Source organism: Streptomyces sp. NPDC059524, from assembly GCF_042749255.1.
In the GTDB taxonomy this organism is placed as follows: domain Bacteria; phylum Actinomycetota; class Actinomycetes; order Streptomycetales; family Streptomycetaceae; genus Streptomyces; species Streptomyces xanthii.
In genome coordinates, this window is sequence record NZ_JBHYTK010000037.1 from 1 (window position 1) to 20,639 (window position 20,639).

Annotated in this window: 13 protein-coding genes and 1 tRNA gene; 11 read left to right on the forward strand and 3 right to left on the reverse strand. The window is 70.6% G+C overall.

What is annotated here, in order from left to right; all coding sequences use genetic code 11:
• Positions 1-155: 155 nt before the first annotated feature.
• Together ACFW9D_RS13450 and ACFW9D_RS13455 are read left to right on the forward strand one after the other, a co-directional pair.
• A complete protein-coding gene (locus tag ACFW9D_RS13450; protein WP_188341267.1) occupies positions 156-818 on the forward strand; it encodes a DegT/DnrJ/EryC1/StrS family aminotransferase in 663 nt (220 codons plus the stop codon).
• Between the two features lie 95 nt (positions 819-913).
• Positions 914-986 (forward strand) — tRNA-Thr (locus ACFW9D_RS13455).
• Between the two features lie 94 nt (positions 987-1,080).
• Here ACFW9D_RS13455 and ACFW9D_RS13460 read toward each other — a convergent pair.
• Positions 1,081-3,702 (reverse strand): SpoIIE family protein phosphatase, encoded by a 2,622-nt coding sequence (locus ACFW9D_RS13460; protein ID WP_384621291.1) that lies wholly within the window; start codon positions 3,700-3,702, stop codon positions 1,081-1,083.
• Positions 3,703-4,070: 368 nt separating this feature from the next.
• On the opposite strand from ACFW9D_RS13460, the gene ACFW9D_RS13465 reads away from it, so the two are divergent.
• The 9 genes from ACFW9D_RS13465 to ACFW9D_RS13505 all read left to right on the forward strand — a co-directional run bounded on the left by ACFW9D_RS13465 (position 4,071) and on the right by ACFW9D_RS13505 (position 18,518).
• Entirely contained in the window at positions 4,071-9,578 is a 5,508-nt protein-coding gene (locus ACFW9D_RS13465) for a HAMP domain-containing protein (protein ID WP_384621294.1), read from the forward strand.
• Positions 9,579-9,852: 274 nt separating this feature from the next.
• Positions 9,853-10,533, forward strand: coding sequence for a two-component system response regulator (locus ACFW9D_RS13470; protein WP_188336495.1), 681 nt, complete (start codon positions 9,853-9,855; stop codon positions 10,531-10,533).
• Positions 10,534-10,692: 159 nt separating this feature from the next.
• Positions 10,693-13,440 carry a DNA translocase FtsK gene (locus ACFW9D_RS13475; protein ID WP_384621297.1) on the forward strand — a complete coding sequence of 916 codons (2,748 nt, stop codon included), beginning with the start codon at positions 10,693-10,695 and terminating at the stop codon, positions 13,438-13,440.
• 218 nt (positions 13,441-13,658) lie between these two features.
• Positions 13,659-14,507, forward strand: a complete 849-nt coding sequence (locus ACFW9D_RS13480; RefSeq protein WP_384621300.1) for a helix-turn-helix domain-containing protein — start codon at positions 13,659-13,661, stop codon at positions 14,505-14,507.
• Positions 14,508-14,578: 71 nt separating this feature from the next.
• Positions 14,579-16,039 carry a 30S ribosomal protein S12 methylthiotransferase RimO gene (gene rimO, locus ACFW9D_RS13485; protein WP_188336492.1) on the forward strand — a complete coding sequence of 487 codons (1,461 nt, stop codon included), beginning with the start codon at positions 14,579-14,581 and terminating at the stop codon, positions 16,037-16,039.
• A complete protein-coding gene (pgsA, locus tag ACFW9D_RS13490; RefSeq protein ID WP_384621303.1) occupies positions 16,036-16,812 on the forward strand; it encodes a CDP-diacylglycerol--glycerol-3-phosphate 3-phosphatidyltransferase in 777 nt (258 codons plus the stop codon). Before rimO ends, pgsA begins: the two co-directional genes overlap by 4 nt.
• Entirely contained in the window at positions 16,809-17,378 is a 570-nt protein-coding gene (locus ACFW9D_RS13495; RefSeq protein ID WP_188336491.1) for a CinA family protein, read from the forward strand. The genes pgsA and ACFW9D_RS13495 overlap by 4 nt, the downstream gene beginning before the upstream one ends.
• A 109-nt stretch (positions 17,379-17,487) precedes the next feature.
• A complete protein-coding gene (locus tag ACFW9D_RS13500; RefSeq protein ID WP_188336490.1) occupies positions 17,488-17,868 on the forward strand; it encodes a helix-turn-helix domain-containing protein in 381 nt (126 codons plus the stop codon).
• A gap of 176 nt (positions 17,869-18,044) precedes the next feature.
• Positions 18,045-18,518 carry a Dps family protein gene (locus ACFW9D_RS13505; protein ID WP_188336489.1) on the forward strand — a complete coding sequence of 158 codons (474 nt, stop codon included), beginning with the start codon at positions 18,045-18,047 and terminating at the stop codon, positions 18,516-18,518.
• A gap of 352 nt (positions 18,519-18,870) precedes the next feature.
• Here the strand turns inward: ACFW9D_RS13505 and ACFW9D_RS13510 are convergent, their stop codons facing one another.
• Together ACFW9D_RS13510 and ACFW9D_RS13515 are read right to left on the reverse strand one after the other, a co-directional pair.
• Positions 18,871-19,647, reverse strand: a complete 777-nt coding sequence (locus ACFW9D_RS13510; RefSeq protein ID WP_384621307.1) for an SDR family NAD(P)-dependent oxidoreductase — start codon at positions 19,645-19,647, stop codon at positions 18,871-18,873.
• Between the two features lie 97 nt (positions 19,648-19,744).
• Complete coding sequence (locus ACFW9D_RS13515) at positions 19,745-20,551, reverse strand: Fpg/Nei family DNA glycosylase (RefSeq protein ID WP_188336487.1); 807 nt, start codon at positions 20,549-20,551, stop codon at positions 19,745-19,747.
• Between the last annotated feature and the right edge of the window lie 88 nt (positions 20,552-20,639).

Consider the following 20,639-nt stretch of genomic DNA (forward strand, 5'->3'; position numbering starts at 1 on the left):
CAGGGGGGACCCTGTGGGAGAGTAGGACGCCGCCGAACTCCTTTTGATAAAGCCTCTGGTCCTGAGCATTCTGCTCGGGGCCAGAGGCTTTTTTGTTGTGTGTCACCGTTCGTTCACGTTGGACGACGACCATCCGGGGCATGGGCACAGTCGCAATGCTGCAGGCCGCCGGCATCGGTACCGGCGACGAGGTCATCGTCCCTGCCTACGGCAACACTGAGATCGCCGAAGCCGTCACCCGTACCGGGGCCGCCCCCGTCTTCGCCGACATCGATCCGGACACGTACTGCATCGACCCCGCACACGTCGCCGCCTGCGTGAACGAGCGGACGGCGGCCGTCGTCCCCGTGCACCGGTTCGGGCACCGGGCCGATGTCGCCCGGCTCAGGGAGCTCGCGGGCCGGCACGGCCTGCTGGTTCTCGAGCACGGCGAGGCCGAGAAGCCGTACGACCAGGTTGTGCAACGTCGAGCCCACGCCGCGTACTTGAGCGGGCGGCTCAGTGGCGTACGGACGCCTCAGGGGCATGACGGTCACACCTACCAGCAGTACGTCGTGCGGGTGCCCGGAAACGGGCGGCCCGACCGGGACGCCTTCGCGCGCGTGCTGCGGGGCAAGGGGATCGAGTGCAGCGTGCCCGTGAAGACGCCGGTGCACCGCATGCCGGCGTTCCGGCGGGACGTCGCGCTGCCGGAGACGGAGCGGGCCGCTGACGAGACGCTGGCGCTGCCGGTCGACGGGCGCATGTCCCGGCGCCAGTTGCAGCGGCTCGTGGCGAACTGCAATGCGCTCGGCGGACTGCTCCAGCCGGCTTTCTGAAGGCGGGAGAACCGCCGCCGGGGGGTGGTTCGAAGCGCCCTGAACTTCAGGTATGCTTTTTCTTGTTGGCGCGCGGGAAACCGCGAAAGCGACAGGCCCCTATAGCTCAGTCGGTAGAGCGTCTCCATGGTAAGGAGAAGGTCAGCGGTTCGATTCCGCTTGGGGGCTCGGGAATTGAGGCCTCCGCCCTGATCGGGCGGGGGCCTTTTTCGTTGTGCGGGACAGGACGGCCGCACCCGCCGGAGCGGGTGCGGACCGGACCTCAGTCGTGATGCAGGCCGGCGACACGCATCGTCAGAATGGCCATGTCGTCCGACGGGGCGTCCGCGGCGAACCGCTCCACCGCCCGCATGATGCGCGCGGCCACCGCACCCGCCGTCAGGCCCGTGCACGTGGACAGGACTTCGGCCAGGCCGTCGTCGCCCAGCATGCGCGAGCCCTCGCGGCGCTCCGTGATGCCGTCCGTGACACACAGCAGGACGTCGCCCGGGTCCAGGGTCATCGTCTGCTCGTACAGCTCGAGGTCGTCCATGACGCCCAGCAGCGGCTGCGGCTCGGCGAACGGGACGACCGTGCCGTCCTGGCGCAGGCGCAGCGGCAGCGGGTGTCCGGCGCAGACCATCTTCAGGACGGCCGAGCCGTCCTCCTGCGGCCACAACTCCCCGTAGAGCAGCGTGAGGAAGCGGCTGCGGGCGCCCTCGTCCAGGATCGCCGCGTTCAGGCGCTCCAGGACGGCGGGGCCGCCGAAGCCCTCGCGGGCCAGGAGGCGCAGGGCGTGACGGGCCAGACCGGTGACCGCGGCGGCCTCCGGGCCCGTGCCGCAGACGTCGCCGATGGCGAAGCCGTACGCGCCGTCGCGGATCGGGAAGAGATCGTAGAAGTCACCACCGACCTCGTTGCCCTCGCCGGCCGCGCGGTAGATGACCTCGACCTCGACGCCCGGGACCTCCGGGAGCTCCGGCGGGAGGAGGCTGCGCTGGAGGGACTGGCTGATCGCCATGCGCTCCGAGTAGAGGCGGGCGTTGTCGAGCGCGAGGGCCGCTCGGCGGCTGAGGTCCTCGGCGAGCTCCAGGATCTCCTGGCGGAAGTGCTCGTCCGTCGGCTTGCCGAGCGTGAGCATGCCGATGACGCGGTTGCGCGCGACCAGAGGGAGGACCACGGTCTCGCCGCCGACGGCCGAGGCCGTCTGCAGGGTCGTGCCGATGCCCGAACTGACGCTCGCCGGTTCGCCGAGGCCGAGGCTGCGCATGGAGGTGCGCAGTGCCGCCTGGTGAGCGGCCTCGGCGGGCGCCGACCAGACGCGGGCGCCCGGCGTCGGGACCGGCTCGGGCGGAGCGATCTTGGAAAGCAGGGCTTTCAGGCCATCGATGCGTTCCTCGTCCTCGTGCAGGACGTAGGAGAGGTACGGCTCGGAGGACTGGTCGGCGATCGTGTAGACGGCGCACCAGGTGGCGAGCGTCGGGACCGTCATCTGCGCCATGAGGGCGAGGGTCTGGTCGCGGTCGAGCGTGCCGGCGAGGAGGTCGGACGCCTCCACGAGGAAGCTCAGCGAGCCGCGGCGCAGCTTCTCGAGCTCGCCGAGGCGGGCGGACTCGACGGCCAGCGCGATGCGGTCCGCGGCGAACTGGAGGCGCAGCGCCTCTTCGTTGGAGTAGCGGTCCGGAGACTCCGCGGCGACGCCCAGGGAGCCGGTGAGACGGCCCTCGACCTTGAGGGGGACCGTGACGACCGAGCGCATCCCCGTGCCGTTCAGGAGCGGGACCGCGCCGGGGACCTGGGTGAGGTCTTCGTGGACGGCGGGCATACGGGCCGAGCCGTAGCGGCCGGGGCCGACCTCGACGGGCACGCGCGCGAAGCGCTGACGTGCCGAGGGCAGCCCGGTCGAGGCACGGACCTCCAACTCGGTCTCGTCGTCGGTCGCGAGGAGGAGGAAGGCGGAGTCGCCGTCGAGCATGTCGCGGGCGCGCTCCACGGTGCGCTGGAGGAGGCCGTCGAGGTCGTCGGGGGCCGGCGAGCCGATGAAGACCTCGAAGGGGTCCGAGCCCTGGCCGTCGCCGTGCGAGGACGAGTCGGAGGCGGGCACGCGCAAGGGGGTCTGCAGGACGGCCCGCTCGTGGTCGCGCACCAGGAGGCAGACCGTGGAGGGATCGCCGTCCGTGTCGCGTACGCGCAGGTGTGAGGCGTAGACGGGGGTTACGCGGCCGTCGGCGCCTCGGATGCCGTAACTGCCCTCCCAGCGCGACAGTTGGAGCGCGTCGGCGATGCCGGTGCTGGTGCCGGGGGTGTGCGGCCAGGCCGCGAGGTCGGTGAGGGGTTTGCCGACGACCTGCTCGGCCGCGTAGCCGAACAGGTGCTCGGCGTCCTCGTTCCAGGCGGTGATGGCGCCCGTCTTGTCGATCTGGACGACGGCGACCCGGACGCGCTCGTCGGCGAGCGGGAGCAGAGCCGAGGGGAGTGCGGGGCCGGCGGTGCGGGTGCCCACCGACCGCTCGGGCAGGTCGAGTTGGAACCAGACCTGCTTGTGGGTGGCCGAGTAGTCGACGCCCCAGCGGCCGGCGAGCGCGGCGCAGAGCTGGAGGCCGCGGCCGCCCTCGCGGTCGGGGCTTCCCATGTTGATGGCCGCGGACTGGAGCGGGATCTCCCGTTCCGGATAGCGGTCGGAGACCTGGATGCGGACGTGGTCCTCACTGCGCAGACACAGAACCTCCGCGGACGTGCCCGCGTGGACGACGGCATTGGTCACGAGCTCGCTGGTCAGGACCACGGCGTCGTCGATGATGTCGCTGTAGCCCCACCCCTGGAGGGTGTCGCGCACGAAGGAGCGGGCGGTCGCGACGGAGCGCCCGACGGGTTCGAAGGTGGCGGCCGCGCGCGCGGTGATCACAGAACTCCCTGTACGAGTAGTACTCGCTGTACGAATGTCGAGGCCCAGGTCTCCCGTACCCATGTCTCGGCCGCCCCTCCGATGCCCGCTCGTTTTCCGCCACCGACCAGGCCGGGCGGACCGGGGTGGGTGGACAGCCGCTGCCCAGGTTACTTACCTTCGCCGTCCGTGCGGATGCCGGTCGCCAGTGTTTCCGCCGGGCGGGTGTGCGGAGGGTGTGCGAAGCTGCCGAACTGTTATGGCCTGGTTCAGCCATGGTGAAACACTGGGCAAGCTTCCTGTCGGTACGCATCGAAACGAGGGTGCGACGGTAGAAGCGAAACCGAGCAACCCGAGCAGTACAGGTCGACCCCTGCGGGAGGGACACAGTGGAGTCTGGCGCAGCGACGCGGGGCAAGAAAGCGCGCGCGGAAGGCGGACAGTCCCTGACGAAACAGCGCAAAACGCGCGGCGGCAGTGGCACGACGACGGTCGACACGGCCTCGCTGAACCGGCTGCTGGCCGGTCTGGTCGCGATGCGGGACGGCAACTTCCGCAAGCGGCTGACGGTCAGCGGCGACGGCGTGATGTCGGAGATCGCGGCCGTCTTCAACGAGGTGGCCGACCGGAACCTGCATCTGACGGGTGAGCTGTCACGCGTGCGCCGCATGGTCGGGCGCGAGGGCAAGCTGACCGAGCGGCTGGAGGAGGGCGCCTGCGAGGGCTCCTGGGCCGCCGCGGTGAGCGCGTCGAACGCCCTGGTCGACGACCTCGTACGACCTGTCTCCGAGGTCAGCAGGGTGCTCTCCGCGGTCGCGGAGGGTGACCTGTCGCCCCGGATGGAGCTGCGGGCGCAGGGGCCGGGGGACGGGACCGGGCATCCGCTGCGCGGCGAGTTCCTCAAGGTCGGTCGGACGGTCAACAACCTGGTCGACCAGCTCTCCACCTTCACCGACGAGGTCACGCGCGTGGCCAGTGAGGTGGGGACCGAGGGCAAGCTCGGCGGTCAGGCCCGGGTGCGCGGAATGTCGGGTTCGTGGAAGGACCTCACGGATTCCGTCAACAACATGGCGTACCGGCTCACCGCTCAGGTGCGTGACATTGCTCTCGTGACGACGGCCGTGGCCAAGGGCGATCTGTCCCGGAAGGTCACCGTCGACGTCGCGGGCGAGATGCTCGAGTTGAAGAACACCGTCAACACGATGGTGGACCAGCTGTCCTCGTTCTCCTCCGAGGTGACCCGAGTCGCCCGTGAGGTGGGCACCGAGGGCGAGCTCGGCGGGCAGGCGCAGGTGCCCGGTGTGGCCGGCGTGTGGAAGGACCTCACCGATTCGGTGAACCTGATGGCCGGCAACCTGACGGCCCAGGTGCGCGGCATCGCCGAGGTCACCACGGCGGTCGCCAACGGTGACCTGTCGCGGAAGGTGACCGTGTCGGCGCGCGGCGAGGTCGCCCAGCTCGCCGAGACGATCAACCAGATGACCGAGACGCTGCGCACGTTCGCGGACGAGGTCACGCGCGTCGCCAACGAGGTCGGCGCCGAGGGCCAGCTCGGCGGACAGGCCAATGTGCCGGGCGCGGCCGGTACGTGGAAGGACCTCACGGACTCGGTCAACACGGTTTTCAGGAACCTGACGACCCAGGTGCGTGACATCGCCACTGTCACGACGGCGGTGGCGAACGGTGACCTCTCCCAGAAGGTGACCGTCGACGTCGCGGGCGAGATGCTCGAGCTGAAGAACACCGTCAACACGATGGTGGACCAGCTGTCCGCCTTCGGTGCCGAAGTCACGCGCGTGGCACGGGAGATCGGCGTCGAGGGTGAGCTCGGCGGCCAAGCGCTCGTCGTGGGCGCCGCCGGCACCTGGAAAGACCTCACCGACTCTGTGAACACGGCTTTCCGCAACCTCACCGGACAGGTGCGGAACATCGCCCAGGTGACGACGGCGGTGGCGAACGGCGACCTCTCCCAGAAGGTCACCGTCGACGTGTCCGGCGAGATGCTCCAGCTGAAGAACACCGTGAACACGATGGTGGACCAGCTGTCGAGCTTCGCCGACCAGGTGACCCGTATGGCGCGCGACGTGGGCACGGAGGGCCGCCTCGGCGGCCAGGCCCGCGTCGACGGCGTGAGCGGCACCTGGAAGGAGCTCACCGACTCCGTCAACTTCATGGCCGGCAACCTGACTTCACAGGTGCGGCAGATCGCTCAGGTCACTACAGCTGTAGCGCGCGGTGACCTCTCCCAGAAGATCGACGTGGACGCGCGCGGCGAGATCCTGGAGCTGAAGAACACCATCAACACGATGGTCGACCAGCTGTCCGCCTTCGCGGACCAGGTGACCCGCGTGGCCCGCGAGGTGGGTACGGAAGGCCGCCTGGGCGGTCAGGCGCAGGTGCCCGGCGTGGCCGGTGTGTGGCGCGACCTGACCGACTCGGTGAACGGCATGGCCGGCAACCTCACGGCCCAGGTGCGCAACATCGCGCAGGTCGCCACCGCGGTCGCCCGCGGTGACCTGTCGCAGAAGATCGACGTGGACGCGCGCGGCGAGATCCTGGAGCTGAAGAACACCCTCAACACGATGGTGGACCAGCTCTCCGCGTTCGCCGAGCAGGTGACGCGGGTGTCCCGCGAGGTGGGTACGGACGGCATCCTCGGCGGGCAGGCCGAGGTGCAGGGCGTGTCGGGTACGTGGAAGGACCTGACGCAGTCCGTGAACGGCATGGCGAACAACCTGACCCTTCAGGTGCGCAACATCGCCGAGGTCACTACAGCTGTAGCGCGCGGCGACCTGTCCAAGAAGATCACCGTCGACGCCAAGGGCGAGATCCTCGAGCTCGTCACCACGGTGAACACGATGGTGGACCAGCTGTCGTCGTTCGCCGAGCAGGTGACCCGCGTGGCCCGTGAGGTGGGCACCGAGGGCCAGCTGGGCGGCCAGGCGCGCGTCCCGGGCGTCACGGGCATCTGGAAGGACCTGAGCGACAACGTCAACCTGATGGCCAACAACCTGACCATGCAGGTGCGCAACATCTCCCAGGTGGCCGCGGCCGTCGCCAACGGCGACCTGACCCGCACGGTGACCATCGAGGCGCGCGGCGAGGTCGCGCAGCTCGCCGACACGTTCAACACCATGGTGAAGACGCTGAGTTCGTTCGCCGACCAGGTCACCAAGGTGGCCCGCGAGGTGGGTACGGACGGCATCCTCGGCGGCCAGGCCCGCGTACCCGGCGTGTCCGGTACGTGGAAGGACCTCACCGAGTCCGTGAACGGCATGGCGTCGAACCTCACCGGCCAGGTGCGCAACATCGCGATGGTCACGACGGCCATCGCCAAGGGCGACCTGACCAAGAAGATCGACATCGACGCGCGCGGCGAGATCCTCGAGCTGAAGACGACGATCAACACGATGGTCGACCAGCTGTCCTCGTTCGCCGAGGAGGTCACGCGCGTGGCCCGCGAGGTGGGTACCGAGGGTCAGCTGGGCGGCCAGGCACGCGTGCGTGACGTGGACGGCACCTGGCGCGACCTCACCGAGTCCGTGAACGAGATGGCCGGGAACCTGACCCGTCAGGTGCGCGCCATCGCGGCCGTCGCCACCGCGGTGACCCGCGGCGACCTCAACCTCAAGATCGACGTCGACGCCGCGGGCGAGATCCAGGTCCTCCAGGACAACATCAACAAGATGATCTCGAACCTGCGCGACACCACGATCGCCAACGAGGAGCAGGACTGGCTGAAGGGCAACCTGGCGCGCATCTCGGGTCTGCTCCAGGGCCGCCGCGACCTCGACGACGTGGCCTCGCTGATCATGAGCGAGCTGACGCCCGTGGTGTCCGCACAGCACGGCGCGTTCTTCCTGGCGCTGCCCCTCGACGAGGCCGCCGACCCGGCGACCGCCGACGAGGACGCGTACGAGCTGCGCATGCTGGGCTCCTACGGCTACTCGATGGGGTCCATGCCGACCTCGTTCCGGCCCGGCGAGACGCTCATCGGGACGGCCGCCCAGGAGCGGCGCACGATCCTCGTGGACAACGCGCCCAGCGGCTACCTGAAGATCGCCTCCGGGCTCGGGGAGGCGCCGCCGGCCCAGGTCGTCGTGATCCCCGTGCTCTTCGAGGGCACGGTGCTCGGGGTGATCGAGCTGGCGTCGTTCACGCCGTTCACGCAGATCCAGAAGGACTTCCTGAACCAGATCGCCGAAATGATCGCGACGAGCGTCAACACGATCTCGGTCAACTCCAAGACCGAGGTCCTGCTGAAGCAGTCGCAGGAGCTGACCGAGCAGCTGCGCGAACGCTCGGCCGAGCTGGAGAACCGGCAGAAGGCCCTCCAGGCGTCCAACGCCGAGCTGGAGGAGAAGGCCGAGCTGCTGGCCCGGCAGAACCGTGACATCGAGGTGAAGAACACCGAGATCGAGGAGGCGCGGCAGGTCCTGGAGGAGCGCGCCGAGCAGCTCGCGGTGTCGATGCGCTACAAGAGCGAGTTCCTCGCCAACATGTCGCACGAACTGCGTACGCCGCTCAACTCGCTGCTCATCCTGGCGAAGCTGCTCGCGGACAACGCGGACGCGAACCTGACGCCCAAGCAGGTCGAGTTCGCCGAGACGATCCACGGGGCGGGCTCGGACCTGCTCCAGCTGATCAACGACATCCTGGACCTGTCGAAGGTCGAGGCGGGCAAGATGGACGTGTCGCCGACCCGCATCGCCCTGGTGCAGCTCGTCGACTACGTGGAGGCGACGTTCCGCCCGCTGACCGCCGAGAAGCAACTCGACTTCTCCGTAAGGGTCTCGCCGGAACTGCCGACCACCCTGCACACCGACGAGCAGCGCCTCCTCCAGGTGCTGCGCAACCTCCTGTCCAACGCGGTGAAGTTCACCGACTCCGGAGCGGTGGAGCTCGTCATCCGGCCCGCCGGCAGCGACGTGCCCCACGCGATCCGCGAACAGCTCCTGGAAGCGGGCTCGTTGCAGGACGCGGACGCTGACCTGATCGCCTTCTCGGTGACCGACACCGGCATCGGTATCGCCGGCAGCAAGATGCGCGTCATCTTCGAGGCGTTCAAGCAGGCCGACGGCACGACGAGCCGCAAGTACGGCGGCACCGGACTCGGCCTGTCCATCAGCCGGGAGATCGCCCGCCTGCTGGGCGGTGAGATCCACGCGGCGAGCGAGCCCGGACGCGGCTCCACGTTCACGCTGTATCTTCCGCTGCACCCCGCCGAGCTGCCGCCCCAGGGGTACGCGCAGCTGGCGCCGTCCGTGGAGCCGGGGCGCCCGCTGGCCCTCGAGCCCGCGCCGGAGCCCGCCGAGGCGGAGACCCCGGCCGAGGTGAAGTCGTACCAGGAGACGCAGAGCGGTGCGGCCGCGCTCTTCAGGCGGCGGCGCAGGCACGCGCCGGCTCCCGAGCAGACAACGGACCTCGGGGCGCGGGCGAGCGGCGACGGGCAGCAGGGCCGCGAGCGCTGGGACGCCGCGGGGGAGGAGAGCGCGCCGAAGCCGCGGCGCGCGTTCCAGTTCGGCGGCGAGAAGGTCCTCATCGTCGACGACGACATCCGCAACGTGTTCGCGCTGACCAGCGTCCTGGAGCAGCACGGCCTGTCGGTCCTGTACGCGGAGAACGGCCGCGAGGGCATCGAGGTCCTGGAGCAGCACGACGACGTGACGGTCGTGCTGATGGACATCATGATGCCGGAGATGGACGGGTACGCGACGACGACGGCGATCCGGCGGATGCCCCAGTTCGCGGGGCTGCCGATCATCGCCCTCACCGCGAAGGCGATGAAGGGCGACCGGGAGAAGGCGATCGAGTCGGGGGCTTCCGACTATGTGACGAAGCCGGTCGATCCTGATCATCTGCTCGCCGTGATGGAGCAGTGGATGCGCGGTGAGTGACCGGAAACCGGAACCTTCACGTGTACTTGCTGACTGAGTGTGGTCGAACTCGTGTAGAAGTGCGGGAAGCGGGGAACCTTCAGGTCTCCCGCTACGTTTCTGCTACGTGCACAGTGACATCGCGGTGACAGGGTGTGGCGACAGGCGGGGTGCGGCTACCATGACCGGCACAAGGACGGGCGGCGCAAGGGAGTCGTTCCCCGGGGCGGCGGCAGGAGCCACCCCGAGTCCTGCGGACAGGGGCGGCCCCATGCCGGGGCGAGGAGGGCGGGCCATGGTGCAGAAGGCCAAGATCCTCCTGGTCGATGACCGGCCGGAGAATCTGTTGGCGCTGGAGGCCATTCTCTCCGCGCTCGATCAGACGCTGGTGCGGGCATCGTCCGGGGAGGAAGCGCTCAAAGCGCTGCTCACGGACGACTTCGCGGTCATTCTGCTGGACGTCCAGATGCCGGGAATGGACGGTTTCGAAACCGCCGCGCACATCAAGCGCCGCGAGCGGACACGTGACATCCCGATCATCTTCCTCACCGCGATCAACCATGGCCCCCATCACACCTTCCGGGGCTACGCGGCGGGCGCGGTGGACTACATCTCGAAGCCGTTCGACCCGTGGGTGCTGCGCGCCAAGGTCTCGGTCTTCGTCGAGCTGTACATGAAGAACTGCCAACTGCGGGAGCAGGCCGCCCTGCTGCGCCTTCAGCTGGAGGGCGGCGGCAAGGCCGTCGGCGACACGAAGGAGCCCGCGGGGCTGCTCGCCGAGCTGTCCGCGCGGCTCGCCGCCGTCGAGGAGCAGGCCGAGGCGCTCTCCAAGCAGCTCGACGACGACTCGGCGGACGCGGCCGCGGTGGCCACGGCCGCGCACCTGGAGCGCAAGCTGACCGGGCTGCGCAGAGCGCTCGACGCGCTGGAGCCCGGCACCGGCAGCGGCGCGCCCACGCTCCCGTCGCAGAACTGAGCGGACGGCCCAAGGGGCCCGGCGGCTCCGAGGAGCAGAACCGAGGCGTTGACCGGCCCTTGAGGCCGTGTCAGCTCACGGCACGTCAGACCGCGACACGAACGGGTGAAGCAGTGGGCACACGTGTCCCGAGTCGCCCTCCCCGGTAACCTCACACCTATGGCCTCACGTCCCGCAGCCAAGAAGACGCCCGCGAAGAAGGCGGCCGCGCCGACCAAGGCTCCGGCGAAGAAGGCCCCTGCGAAAAAGGCCCCCGCCAAGAAGGCGCCGGCCAAGAAGGCACCCGCCAAGAAGACCGCGGCGAAGAAGGCCGCGCCCAAGCCGGCGCCCAATCCGACCGGCGGTCTCTACAAGGTCGTACGGGCCCTGTGGCTCGGCGTCGCGCACAGCGTGGGCGCGATGTTCCGCGGCATAGGGCGGGGCGCTAAGGGGCTCGACCCGGCGCACCGCAAGGACGGCCTCGCACTCCTGCTGCTCGGCGTCGCGCTGATCTGCGCCGCCGGTACCTGGTCCAATCTGCGCGGCCCCGTGGGCGACCTCGTCGAGATGCTGGTGACCGGCGCCTTCGGCCGGCTCGACCTGCTCGTGCCGATCCTGCTCGGCATCATCGCCGTACGCCTGATCCGGCACCCCGAGAAGCCCGAGGCCAACGGGCGCATCGTGATCGGCCTGTCCGCGCTCGTCATCGGCGTCCTCGGCCAGGTCCACATCGCCTGCGGCGCGCCCGCGCGCGCCGATGGCATGCAGGCCATAAGGGACGCCGGCGGGCTGATCGGCTGGGCCGTCGCGACGCCGCTGAGCTTCACGGTCACCGAGGTGCTCGCCGTCCCACTGCTCGTCCTGCTCACCGTCTTCGGCCTCCTCGTCGTCACCGCGACGCCGGTCAACGCGATCCCGCAGCGCCTGCGCCTGCTCGGCGTGAAGCTCGGCATCGTGCACGACGACACGCCCCTCGACGAGCAGGACGAGGACCCGTACGACGAGGAGTGGCGCGAGGCCACCCCCGCGCGCCCGCGCCGCCGCGCCGCCGCGCTGACTCCCGAGGCGTTCGACCCGGACCGCATAGAGGAGGACGCCCTCTCCAAGCGGCGCCGTCCCCGGCGCGGCTCCGTGCAGCCCGCCATGGAGCGGCCCCTGGACGCCGTGGACGTGGCCGCCGCCGCGGCCGCCGCGCTCGACGGGGCCGTGCTGCACGGGATGCCGCCGTCGCCGCTCGTCGCCGACCTCACCCAGGGCGTCGGTGCCGAGCGCGCCGAGGAGGACACGTCGTCGACCGAGCGCTCGGCCCCGGTGCCGGGCGCGCGTGCCAAGCAGCCGCCCGCCAAGGCCGAGGACACGCCGTCGCGGCTCGCCGTGCCGGACCTCACCAAGTCGGCGCCCGACGCGCCCCGCGACCTGCCGCCGCGCGCCGAGCAGCTCCAGCTCGCCGGTGACATCACGTACGGACTGCCCTCCCTCGACCTGCTCACGCGCGGGGGGCCCGGCAAGTCGCGCAGCGCCGCCAACGACCTGGTCGTCGACTCGCTCTCGAACGTGTTCACCGAGTTCAAGGTCGACGCCGCGGTCACCGGCTTCACCCGCGGCCCGACGGTCACGCGCTACGAGGTCGAGCTCGGCCCCGCCGTGAAGGTCGAGAAGATCACCGCGCTGGCCAAGAACATCGCGTACGCCGTCGCCTCCCCGGACGTGCGGATCATCAGCCCCATCCCCGGCAAGTCCGCGGTCGGCATCGAGATCCCGAACACGGACCGCGAGATGGTCAACGTGGGGGACGTGCTGCGCCTCGCCGACGCGGCCGAGGACGACCACCCGATGCTGGTCGCGCTCGGCAAGGACGTCGAGGGCGGCTATGTCATGGCGAACATGGCGAAGATGCCGCACATCCTCGTCGCCGGTGCCACCGGCTCCGGAAAGTCGTCCTGCATCAACTGCCTGATCACCTCGATCATGATGCGGGCGACCCCCGAGGACGTCCGGATGGTCCTCGTCGACCCCAAGCGCGTCGAGCTGACCGCCTACGAGGGCATCCCGCACCTGATCACGCCGATCATCACCAACCCCAAGCGGGCCGCCGAGGCGCTCCAGTGGGTCGTGCGCGAGATGGACCTGCGCTACGACGACCTGGCGGCCTTCGGATACCGGCACATCGACGACTTCAACGAGGCCGTCCGCACCGGCAAGCTCAAGACGCCCGAGGGCAGCGAGCGGGAGCTCAAGCCGTACCCGTACCTGCTGGTGATCGTCGACGAGCTCGCCGACCTCATGATGGTCGCCCCGCGCGACGTCGAGGACTCGATCGTGCGCATCACGCAGCTCGCGCGTGCCGCCGGCATCCACCTGGTGCTCGCCACACAGCGGCCCTCCGTGGACGTCGTCACCGGTCTGATCAAGGCGAACGTGCCGTCCCGGCTCGCCTTCGCCACGTCCTCGCTCGCCGACAGCCGCGTCATCCTCGACCAGCCGGGCGCCGAGAAGCTCATCGGCAAGGGCGACGGCCTCTTCCTCCCCATGGGGGCGAACAAGCCGACCCGTATGCAGGGCGCCTTCGTCACCGAGGACGAGATCCACGCCGTCGTGCAGCACTGCAAGGACCAGATGGCGCCCGTCTTCCGGGACGACGTCACCGTGGGCACCAAGCAGAAGAAGGAGATCGACGAGGACATCGGCGACGACCTGGAGCTGCTGTGCGCGGCCGCCGAGCTGGTCGTGTCGACCCAGTTCGGCTCCACCTCCATGCTGCAGCGCAAGCTCCGCGTGGGCTTCGCGAAGGCCGGCCGGCTCATGGACCTCATGGAGTCGCGGAACATCGTCGGGCCGAGCGAGGGTTCGAAGGCTCGTGACGTTCTTGTGAAGCCTGACGAGCTGGACGGAGTGCTCGCGGTGATCCGTGGGGAGGCTCAGTCCTGACGATGTTGCGATTTCGATATCACCCGTAAGGGCGGCGGGGGCAACCGTTTCCCTTTCGGGTACGTCAAGTTGAGCGAGGGGGCGGCCCGCCGTCCCGCCGTCGGGTCACCGGGCCATACCGATGGCGTACAAAGTACGACCGCCCGGTTGCCCCACCCTTTCGCAACCCCCCTAGACTGAACCTCCAGCAGGTGGCTACACGCTCGAAAGGCGCCCCCGTGTCCATCGGCAACTCCCCTGAAGACGACCGTCCTTCGGAAGACCGCACCCCGCCCGTGGACGACGCCCGTCCCTCGATCGGACGCGTCCTCCAGCAGGCGCGCGTCGACGCCGGCCTGACCGTCGACGAGGTCAGCCAGTCGACCCGGGTGCGCATCCCGATCGTCCACGCCATCGAGCAGGACGACTTCTCCCGCTGCGGCGGCGACGTGTACGCGCGCGGACACATCCGCACGCTCGCCCGCGCCGTCGGCGTCGATCCCGAGCCACTGCTCGCCCAGTACGGGGCGGAACACGGCGGCCACGTCGCGCCCACCCCGGCCACGCCCCTCTTCGAGGCCGAGCGCATCCGCTCCGAGCCGCGCCGGCCGAACTGGACGGCCGCCATGGTCGCCGCGATCGTCGCGGTGATCGCCTTCGTCGGCTACACGGTGGTCAACGGCGGCGACGACGGTGGCGACAGCCAGCAGGCCGCCGAGGGCTCCACGCCCGCGACCAGCAAGGCCCCGAAGCCGAGCCCGGCGACGAAGAAGCCCGTCGACCCCAAGCCCGACCCCTCCGACAGCGCGATCGCCGCCGCCCCGGCGGACAAGGTCACGGTCAAGATCAGCGCGGCCGACGGCCGCAGCTGGATCTCGGCCAAGGACCACAACGGCCGGATCATGTTCGACGGCCTCCTCGAGCAGGGCCAGTCCAAGACCTTCCAGGACAGCCAGAAGGTCGACCTGGTGCTCGGCGACGCCGGAGCGATCCAGCTCTTCGTGAACGGAAAGCAGATCGAGGACGAGTTCCAGCCCGGCCAGGTCGAGCGGCTCACGTACACCAAGGGAGACCCCGAGCAGGGCTGACCGAGGCCCCGACGATCTTCCGGCAACCCTCCCGGCGAGGGCTGTCGGTGGAACGAAGTAGTCTTGAGCCCATGCCCGAACGCCGTACCGTCGCACTCGTCACCCTTGGCTGCGCCCGTAACGAGGTGGACTCGGAGGAGCTCGCAGGCCGCTTGGAGGCGGACGGCTGGGAGCTCGTCGAGGACGCCGAGTCGGCCGATGTCGCCGTCGTCAACACCTGCGGCTTCGTCGACGCCGCAAAGAAGGACTCCGTCGACGCCCTGCTGGAAGCCAATGACCTCAAGGGTCACGGCAGAACGCAGGCCGTCGTCGCCGTCGGCTGCATGGCCGAGCGGTACGGCAAGGAGCTCGCCGACGCGCTCCCCGAGGCCGACGGCGTGCTCGGCTTCGACGACTACGAGGACATCTCGGGTCGCCTGCAGACCATCCTGGCCGGCGGCAGCGTGGAGGCCCACGCCCCGCGCGACCGCCGCAAGCTCCTGCCGATCAGCCCCGCCGAGCGCCAGGAGGCCGGCTCCGGCGTCGCGCTGCCCGGGCACGCGCCCGTGGACCTGCCCGACGGGCTCGCGCCCGCCTCCGGGCCCCGCGCGCCCCTGCGCCGCCGCCTCGACGGCGCGCCCGTCGCCTCGGTGAAGCTGGCCTCGGGCTGCGACCGGCGCTGCTCCTTCTGCGCCATCCCCTCGTTCCGCGGCTCCTTCATCTCGCGCCGCCCCAGCGATGTGCTCAACGAGACGCGCTGGCTCGCCGAGCAGGGCGTGAAGGAGATCATGCTGGTCTCCGAGAACAACACCTCGTACGGCAAGGACCTCGGCGACATCCGGCTCCTGGAGTCGCTGCTGCCCGAGCTCGCCGGTGTCGACGGCATCGAGCGCGTGCGGGTCAGCTACCTGCAGCCCGCCGAGATGCGGCCCGGTCTCATCGACGTGCTCACGGGCACCGACAAGGTCGTCCCGTACTTCGACCTCTCCTTCCAGCACTCCGCGCCCGGCGTGCTGCGCGCGATGCGCCGCTTCGGCGACACGGACCGCTTCCTGGAGCTCCTGGACACCATCCGGAGCAAGGCCCCCCAGGCCGGTGCCCGCTCGAACTTCATCGTGGGCTTCCCCGGCGAGACCGAGGCCGACCTCGCCGAGCTGGAGCGCTTCCTGAACGGCGCGCGACTGGATGCCATCGGCGTCTTCGGGTACTCCGACGAGGACGGCACCGAGGCCGCCACGTACGACAACAAGCTGGACGAGGACGTCGTCGCGGAGCGCCTCGCGCGCGTGTCGCGCCTCGCCGAGCAGCTGGTGTCGCAGCGCGCCGAGGAGCGCGTCGGCGAGACCGTGCACGTCCTGGTCGAGTCCGTGGACGACGAGGACGGCGTCCTCGGTCGCGGAGCCCACCAGGCGCCCGAGACGGACGGGCAGGTGCGGCTCACGGGCGGCGCGGGTCTGACCGTCGGCCGTATCGTCGAGGCAAAGGTGGTCGGCACCGAGGGAGTGGACCTCGTCGCCGAGCCGCTCGACTGTACTGAGGAGGCGGGCAGATGACGGGAGTCCCGGCATCCGCCGCGGGCGGGACCGGCAGGCCGGCGCCCGGCGGCAAGCTGGGGGCCGCGGCCGTCAATCAGGCCAGCCTGTGGAACATCGCGAACATCCTCACCATGATCCGGCTGCTGCTGGTGCCCGGCTTCGTGGCGCTGCTGCTGGCCGACGGCGGGTACGACCCCGTCTGGCGGGCCTGGGCGTGGGCGGCGTTCGCCGTCGCCATGATCACCGATGTCTTCGACGGGCATCTGGCGCGCACGTACAACCTGGTCACCGACTTCGGCAAGATCGCCGACCCCATCGCCGACAAGGCGATCATGGGGGCGGCGCTGATCTGCCTGTCCTACCTCGGTGACCTGCCCTGGTGGGTGACCGGCGTCATCCTCGGGCGTGAGCTCGGGATCACGCTGCTGCGCTTCGTCGTGATCCGGTACGGGGTCATCCCGGCCAGTCGCGGCGGCAAGATGAAGACCCTCGCGCAGGGCACGGCCGTGGGCATGTACGTGCTCGCGCTGACCGGGCCGCTGGCCACGTTCCGGTTCTGGGTGATGGCGGTGGCCGTCGTCCTGACCGTCGTGACCGGGCTCGACTACGTGCGTCAGGCGGTCGTGCTGCGGCGGGCGGGGCTGGCGGAGGCCGCGGAGGCCTCGGCCGCGTCGCAGGCTGCCGCGGAGGCGTCCGCCGCGGAGTCGGGGGCGGAGACGGCCTCGCGGGCGATCGCGGAGTCGACCTCGGAGTCGACCTCGGAGTCCGCCTCGGGGGCGGCCGAGAAGTGACGCACGAGGCCGCCGAGGCGCTGCGACTGCTGCGGGAGCGGGGGGAGACCCTCGCCGTGGCCGAGTCGCTGACCGGCGGCCTCGTCGCCGCCGAGGTGGTGGCGGTGCCCGGCGCCTCCAAGGCACTGCGCGGCTCCGTCACGGCGTACGCGACCGAGCTCAAGCACCAGCTGCTCGGCGTCGACGCGGGGCTCCTCGCGGCGCACGGCCCGGTCCATCCCGAGGTCGCGCTGCAGATGGCGGCCGGCGTACGGGTCGCGCTCGGCGCCGACTGGGGCGTCGCCACGACCGGCGTCGCGGGCCCCGAGCCGCAGGACGGGCAGCCCGTGGGAACCGTCTATGTGGCCGCCGTCGGACCCGGAGCGGGTGCTTCCGAAGGTGAACAGAATTTCGCTGGTAGCCGCAAAGTGCTCGAGCTGCGGTTGAACGGCGACCGTACGGAAATCCGTAGGGAGAGTGTACGGAGCGTGCTGAGGCTGCTCGTGGAAGAGCTGGTCGGAGCACATTCAGGCGACGCCAGTGGGAATGCGCGGGCACAGGATACGGAACAGAACGGGGGGTTTTGATGTTTGCAGCCCTGAGTGAACACGACATCGCTCCCCGCACGGCCGCGGCACGAGGCGGTACGGTGGGGCGTGAAGGATGCGGCTACGCGGTCCGAGGAGGGAGCCACCGATGATTCTGCTCCGTCGCCTGCTGGGTGACGTGCTGCGTCGGCAGCGCCAGCGCCAGGGCCGTACTCTGCGCGAAGTCTCCTCGTCCGCCCGAGTCTCGCTCGGCTATCTCTCCGAGGTGGAGCGGGGGCAGAAGGAGGCATCCTCCGAGCTGCTCTCCGCTATCTGCGACGCGCTTGACGTACGGATGTCCGAGCTGATGCGCGAGGTGAGCGACGAGCTCGCCCTCGCCGAGCTGGCCGAGTCGGCAGCAGCGGTCCCGTCGGAGCCGGTGCCCGCACCGGTTCGTCCGATGCTCAATTCCGTCTCCGTGGCCGGCGTCCCGCCGGAACGGGTGACGATCAAGGCGCCTGCGGAGGCAGTGGACGTCGTCGCGGCATAGCGCCCGCGACCGGCATCAGATGTGCGCGAAACCCCGGCCGGGTGAATCCCGCCGGGGTTTTGTGTTGCCCGCTGCCGAGGCGGGGGCCCGCCCTGCTGTGTCCGGATTGGTCTGAATGTGCCATCGTGGGTTGGAGTTGATCGTTCCGATCGTCCCGCTGTGGAGGTGGATCGTCCGTGTACGTCGTGAAGAGCCCGCTGTCCGACGCCGAACTCAAGACCGTGTCCGGGGCCCTGCAGGGCGCTCTGGTGGATCTCGTGGACCTCTCGCTGGTGGCGAAGCAGGTCCACTGGAACGTGGTCGGCCCGCGCTTCCGCTCCGTGCATCTGCAGCTCGACGAGGTCGTCGACACCGCGCGGCTGCACTCCGACACGGTCGCCGAACGCGCCTCGACGCTGGGCGTCCCGCCGGACGGGCGGGCCGCGACGGTGGCCGGCACGAGCGGGATCGACGCGGTGCCCGAAGGCTGGATCAAGGACGTCGACGCCGTGGCCATCCTCGTGGACGCACTGGCCGCCGTGATCACCCAGATGCGCGACCGGGTCGTGGCGACCGGTGAGGCGGACCCCGTCAGCCAGGACATCTTCATCGGCATCACCGCCGACCTCGAGAAGCACCACTGGATGTTCCAGGCCGAGAACGGCGGCTGAGCCGCCGCGACGGCGCAACAGCGGAGCGGTGGAGCGGAGCGGCGAGGCGGTGGTGCGGTGGTGCGGTCGGTGGCGGTGAGCCGACGACGGCTGCTGCGCCTCATACCCGCCCTGGCGCTCGGCGCGCTGTGGTGGTGGGGGGTGCTGCGGCTCGCGTTCGCGCCGGACGCGGGGGCGTTCGAAGGGGCGGTCGCCGCCGGGGGATGGGGTTTGAGTCTGCTGCCGGTGCACGCCCTGCCGAAGTCGCGGGCGGTCGGTGTCGTCGGGGCACCGGGCCGGCACGGGGCGCGGCGCGTGCGGACCCGGGCCCTGGGCGTGGGCCGGGAGCTCGGCGGGGGAGTGTGGTCGGGCGTCACCAGGGCATGGCGACGCCTCCGTTCGGGCGGAGGATCTGACCCGTCGTGAACGAGGCGGCGTCCGAGGCGAGATGCAGCACCGCGTGGGCGATGTCCTCGGCCTCACCGACCCGGCCCAGCGGCGACATGCGCGCCATCACGGACTCGGCGCGGGCCTGCTCGGTCTCGTCCTGCCGGTGTGTCATAGGGGTGCGGATCCAGCCGGGGGCCACGGCGTTGACGCGGATCCCGTGCGGTCCCATCTCGGTGGCCAGAGTCTTCGTGAGCTGCACGACCGCCGCTTTCGCCGCGCCGTAGCAGAGGAGTTCGGGGCCGCCGGTGTCGACCGCGCCGGAGGCCATCGTGACGATGCTGCCCCGGGTGCCCGCGGCGATCATCGCCTGAGCCGCTGCCTGGCAGGCGTGGAGCACGCCCTTGAAGTTGACCGCGAGGACGCGGTCCAGATCCTCGTCCCGGGTCTCCAGCACCGTGCTGCGGTGCATGATGCCGGCGACCGCGGCCATGACGTCGAGGCCGCCGGACGTGGTGACGGCCGTGGCCACCGCCCCGGCGACCTGGGCCCGGTCGGTCACGTCCACCGTGTGGACATGGGCCGTGCCGCCCCGTTCCTTGATGAGGGCCGCCGTCTCGTGCAGCCCCCGGGTGTCGCGGTCCGCGCCGTGCACATCTGCACCGGCGTCGGCCAGGAGCACCGCGGTGGCGCGCCCGATCCCGCTCGCGGCGCCGGTGACGAATGCGGTGCGTCCGGTGAGGTCGTACGCCTTGACCGACATGAGGGGACCGTACGAGCGTTTCTGACGGGTCGTCAATTGGTGTGCGCGGATTGCCCGGTCGTGCCTTGCCCGGTTGCCCGGTTGCCCGGTTGCCCGGTCAAGGGGAGGGCGACGGGCCCTGCTGGCAGGCGGGGCACCAGTAGGTGGGGCGGGCGCGGGTGCCGTCGCCCTGGTCCGCGACGCGGATCGGAGTGCGGCAGCGCAGGCACGGGCGCGGGGCGCGTCCATAGACGAAGAGGCGCTCGTCGGGGCGGCCGCGACCCGTGGTGACGCGGATCGGGCGGTCCCGGTTGGCCTCGAGGAGTCTCTTCGCGAGTGGCGCGATGTGCTCGGCGGTTCCGGGCGGCAGTTCGCCGACGGGGAGCCAGGGGGTCACCCGGAGCAGGAAGCAGAGCTCGGACTTGTAGATGTTGCCGATGCCCGCGAGGTTGCGCTGGTCCAGGAGGGCCTCGCCGAGCGGGCGGGACGGGTCGGCGAGCAGCCGCGCCAGGGCCGTGTCCGGATCCCAGTCCGGGCCGAGCAGATCGGGACCGAGATGGCCGACCGCCTTGGACTCCTCGGACGTGCGCAGGAGTTCGAGCACGGGCAGGCGGTACCCGACGGCCGTGCGCTCCGCCGTGCCCAGAATCGCGCGGATCTGGTGGGCCGGGCCGCCGCGCCAGCGCTCGCCCGGCGCGTACACCTTCCAGGAGCCGTCCATCCGCAGGTGCGAGTGCAGGGTCAGGCCGCCCTCGATCCGGGTCAGCAGATGCTTGCCGCGCGGGGTGACGTCCAGCACCGTGCGCCCGGTGAGATCCGCCGTGGCGAACCGGGGGACGCGCAGGTCGGAGCGGATCAGCACCTGGCCGGCGAGCGCGCTGTGCAGGCGCCGCGCGGCCTGCAGGACGGTGTCTCCTTCGGGCATGGGGCCAGCCTAGGCGTGTGCGTTGCGGCGTGGGCTGCCCTGCCTGTCCTGGAGCACGGGGACAGTCCGACCGTGCTCTGCGCGGCAC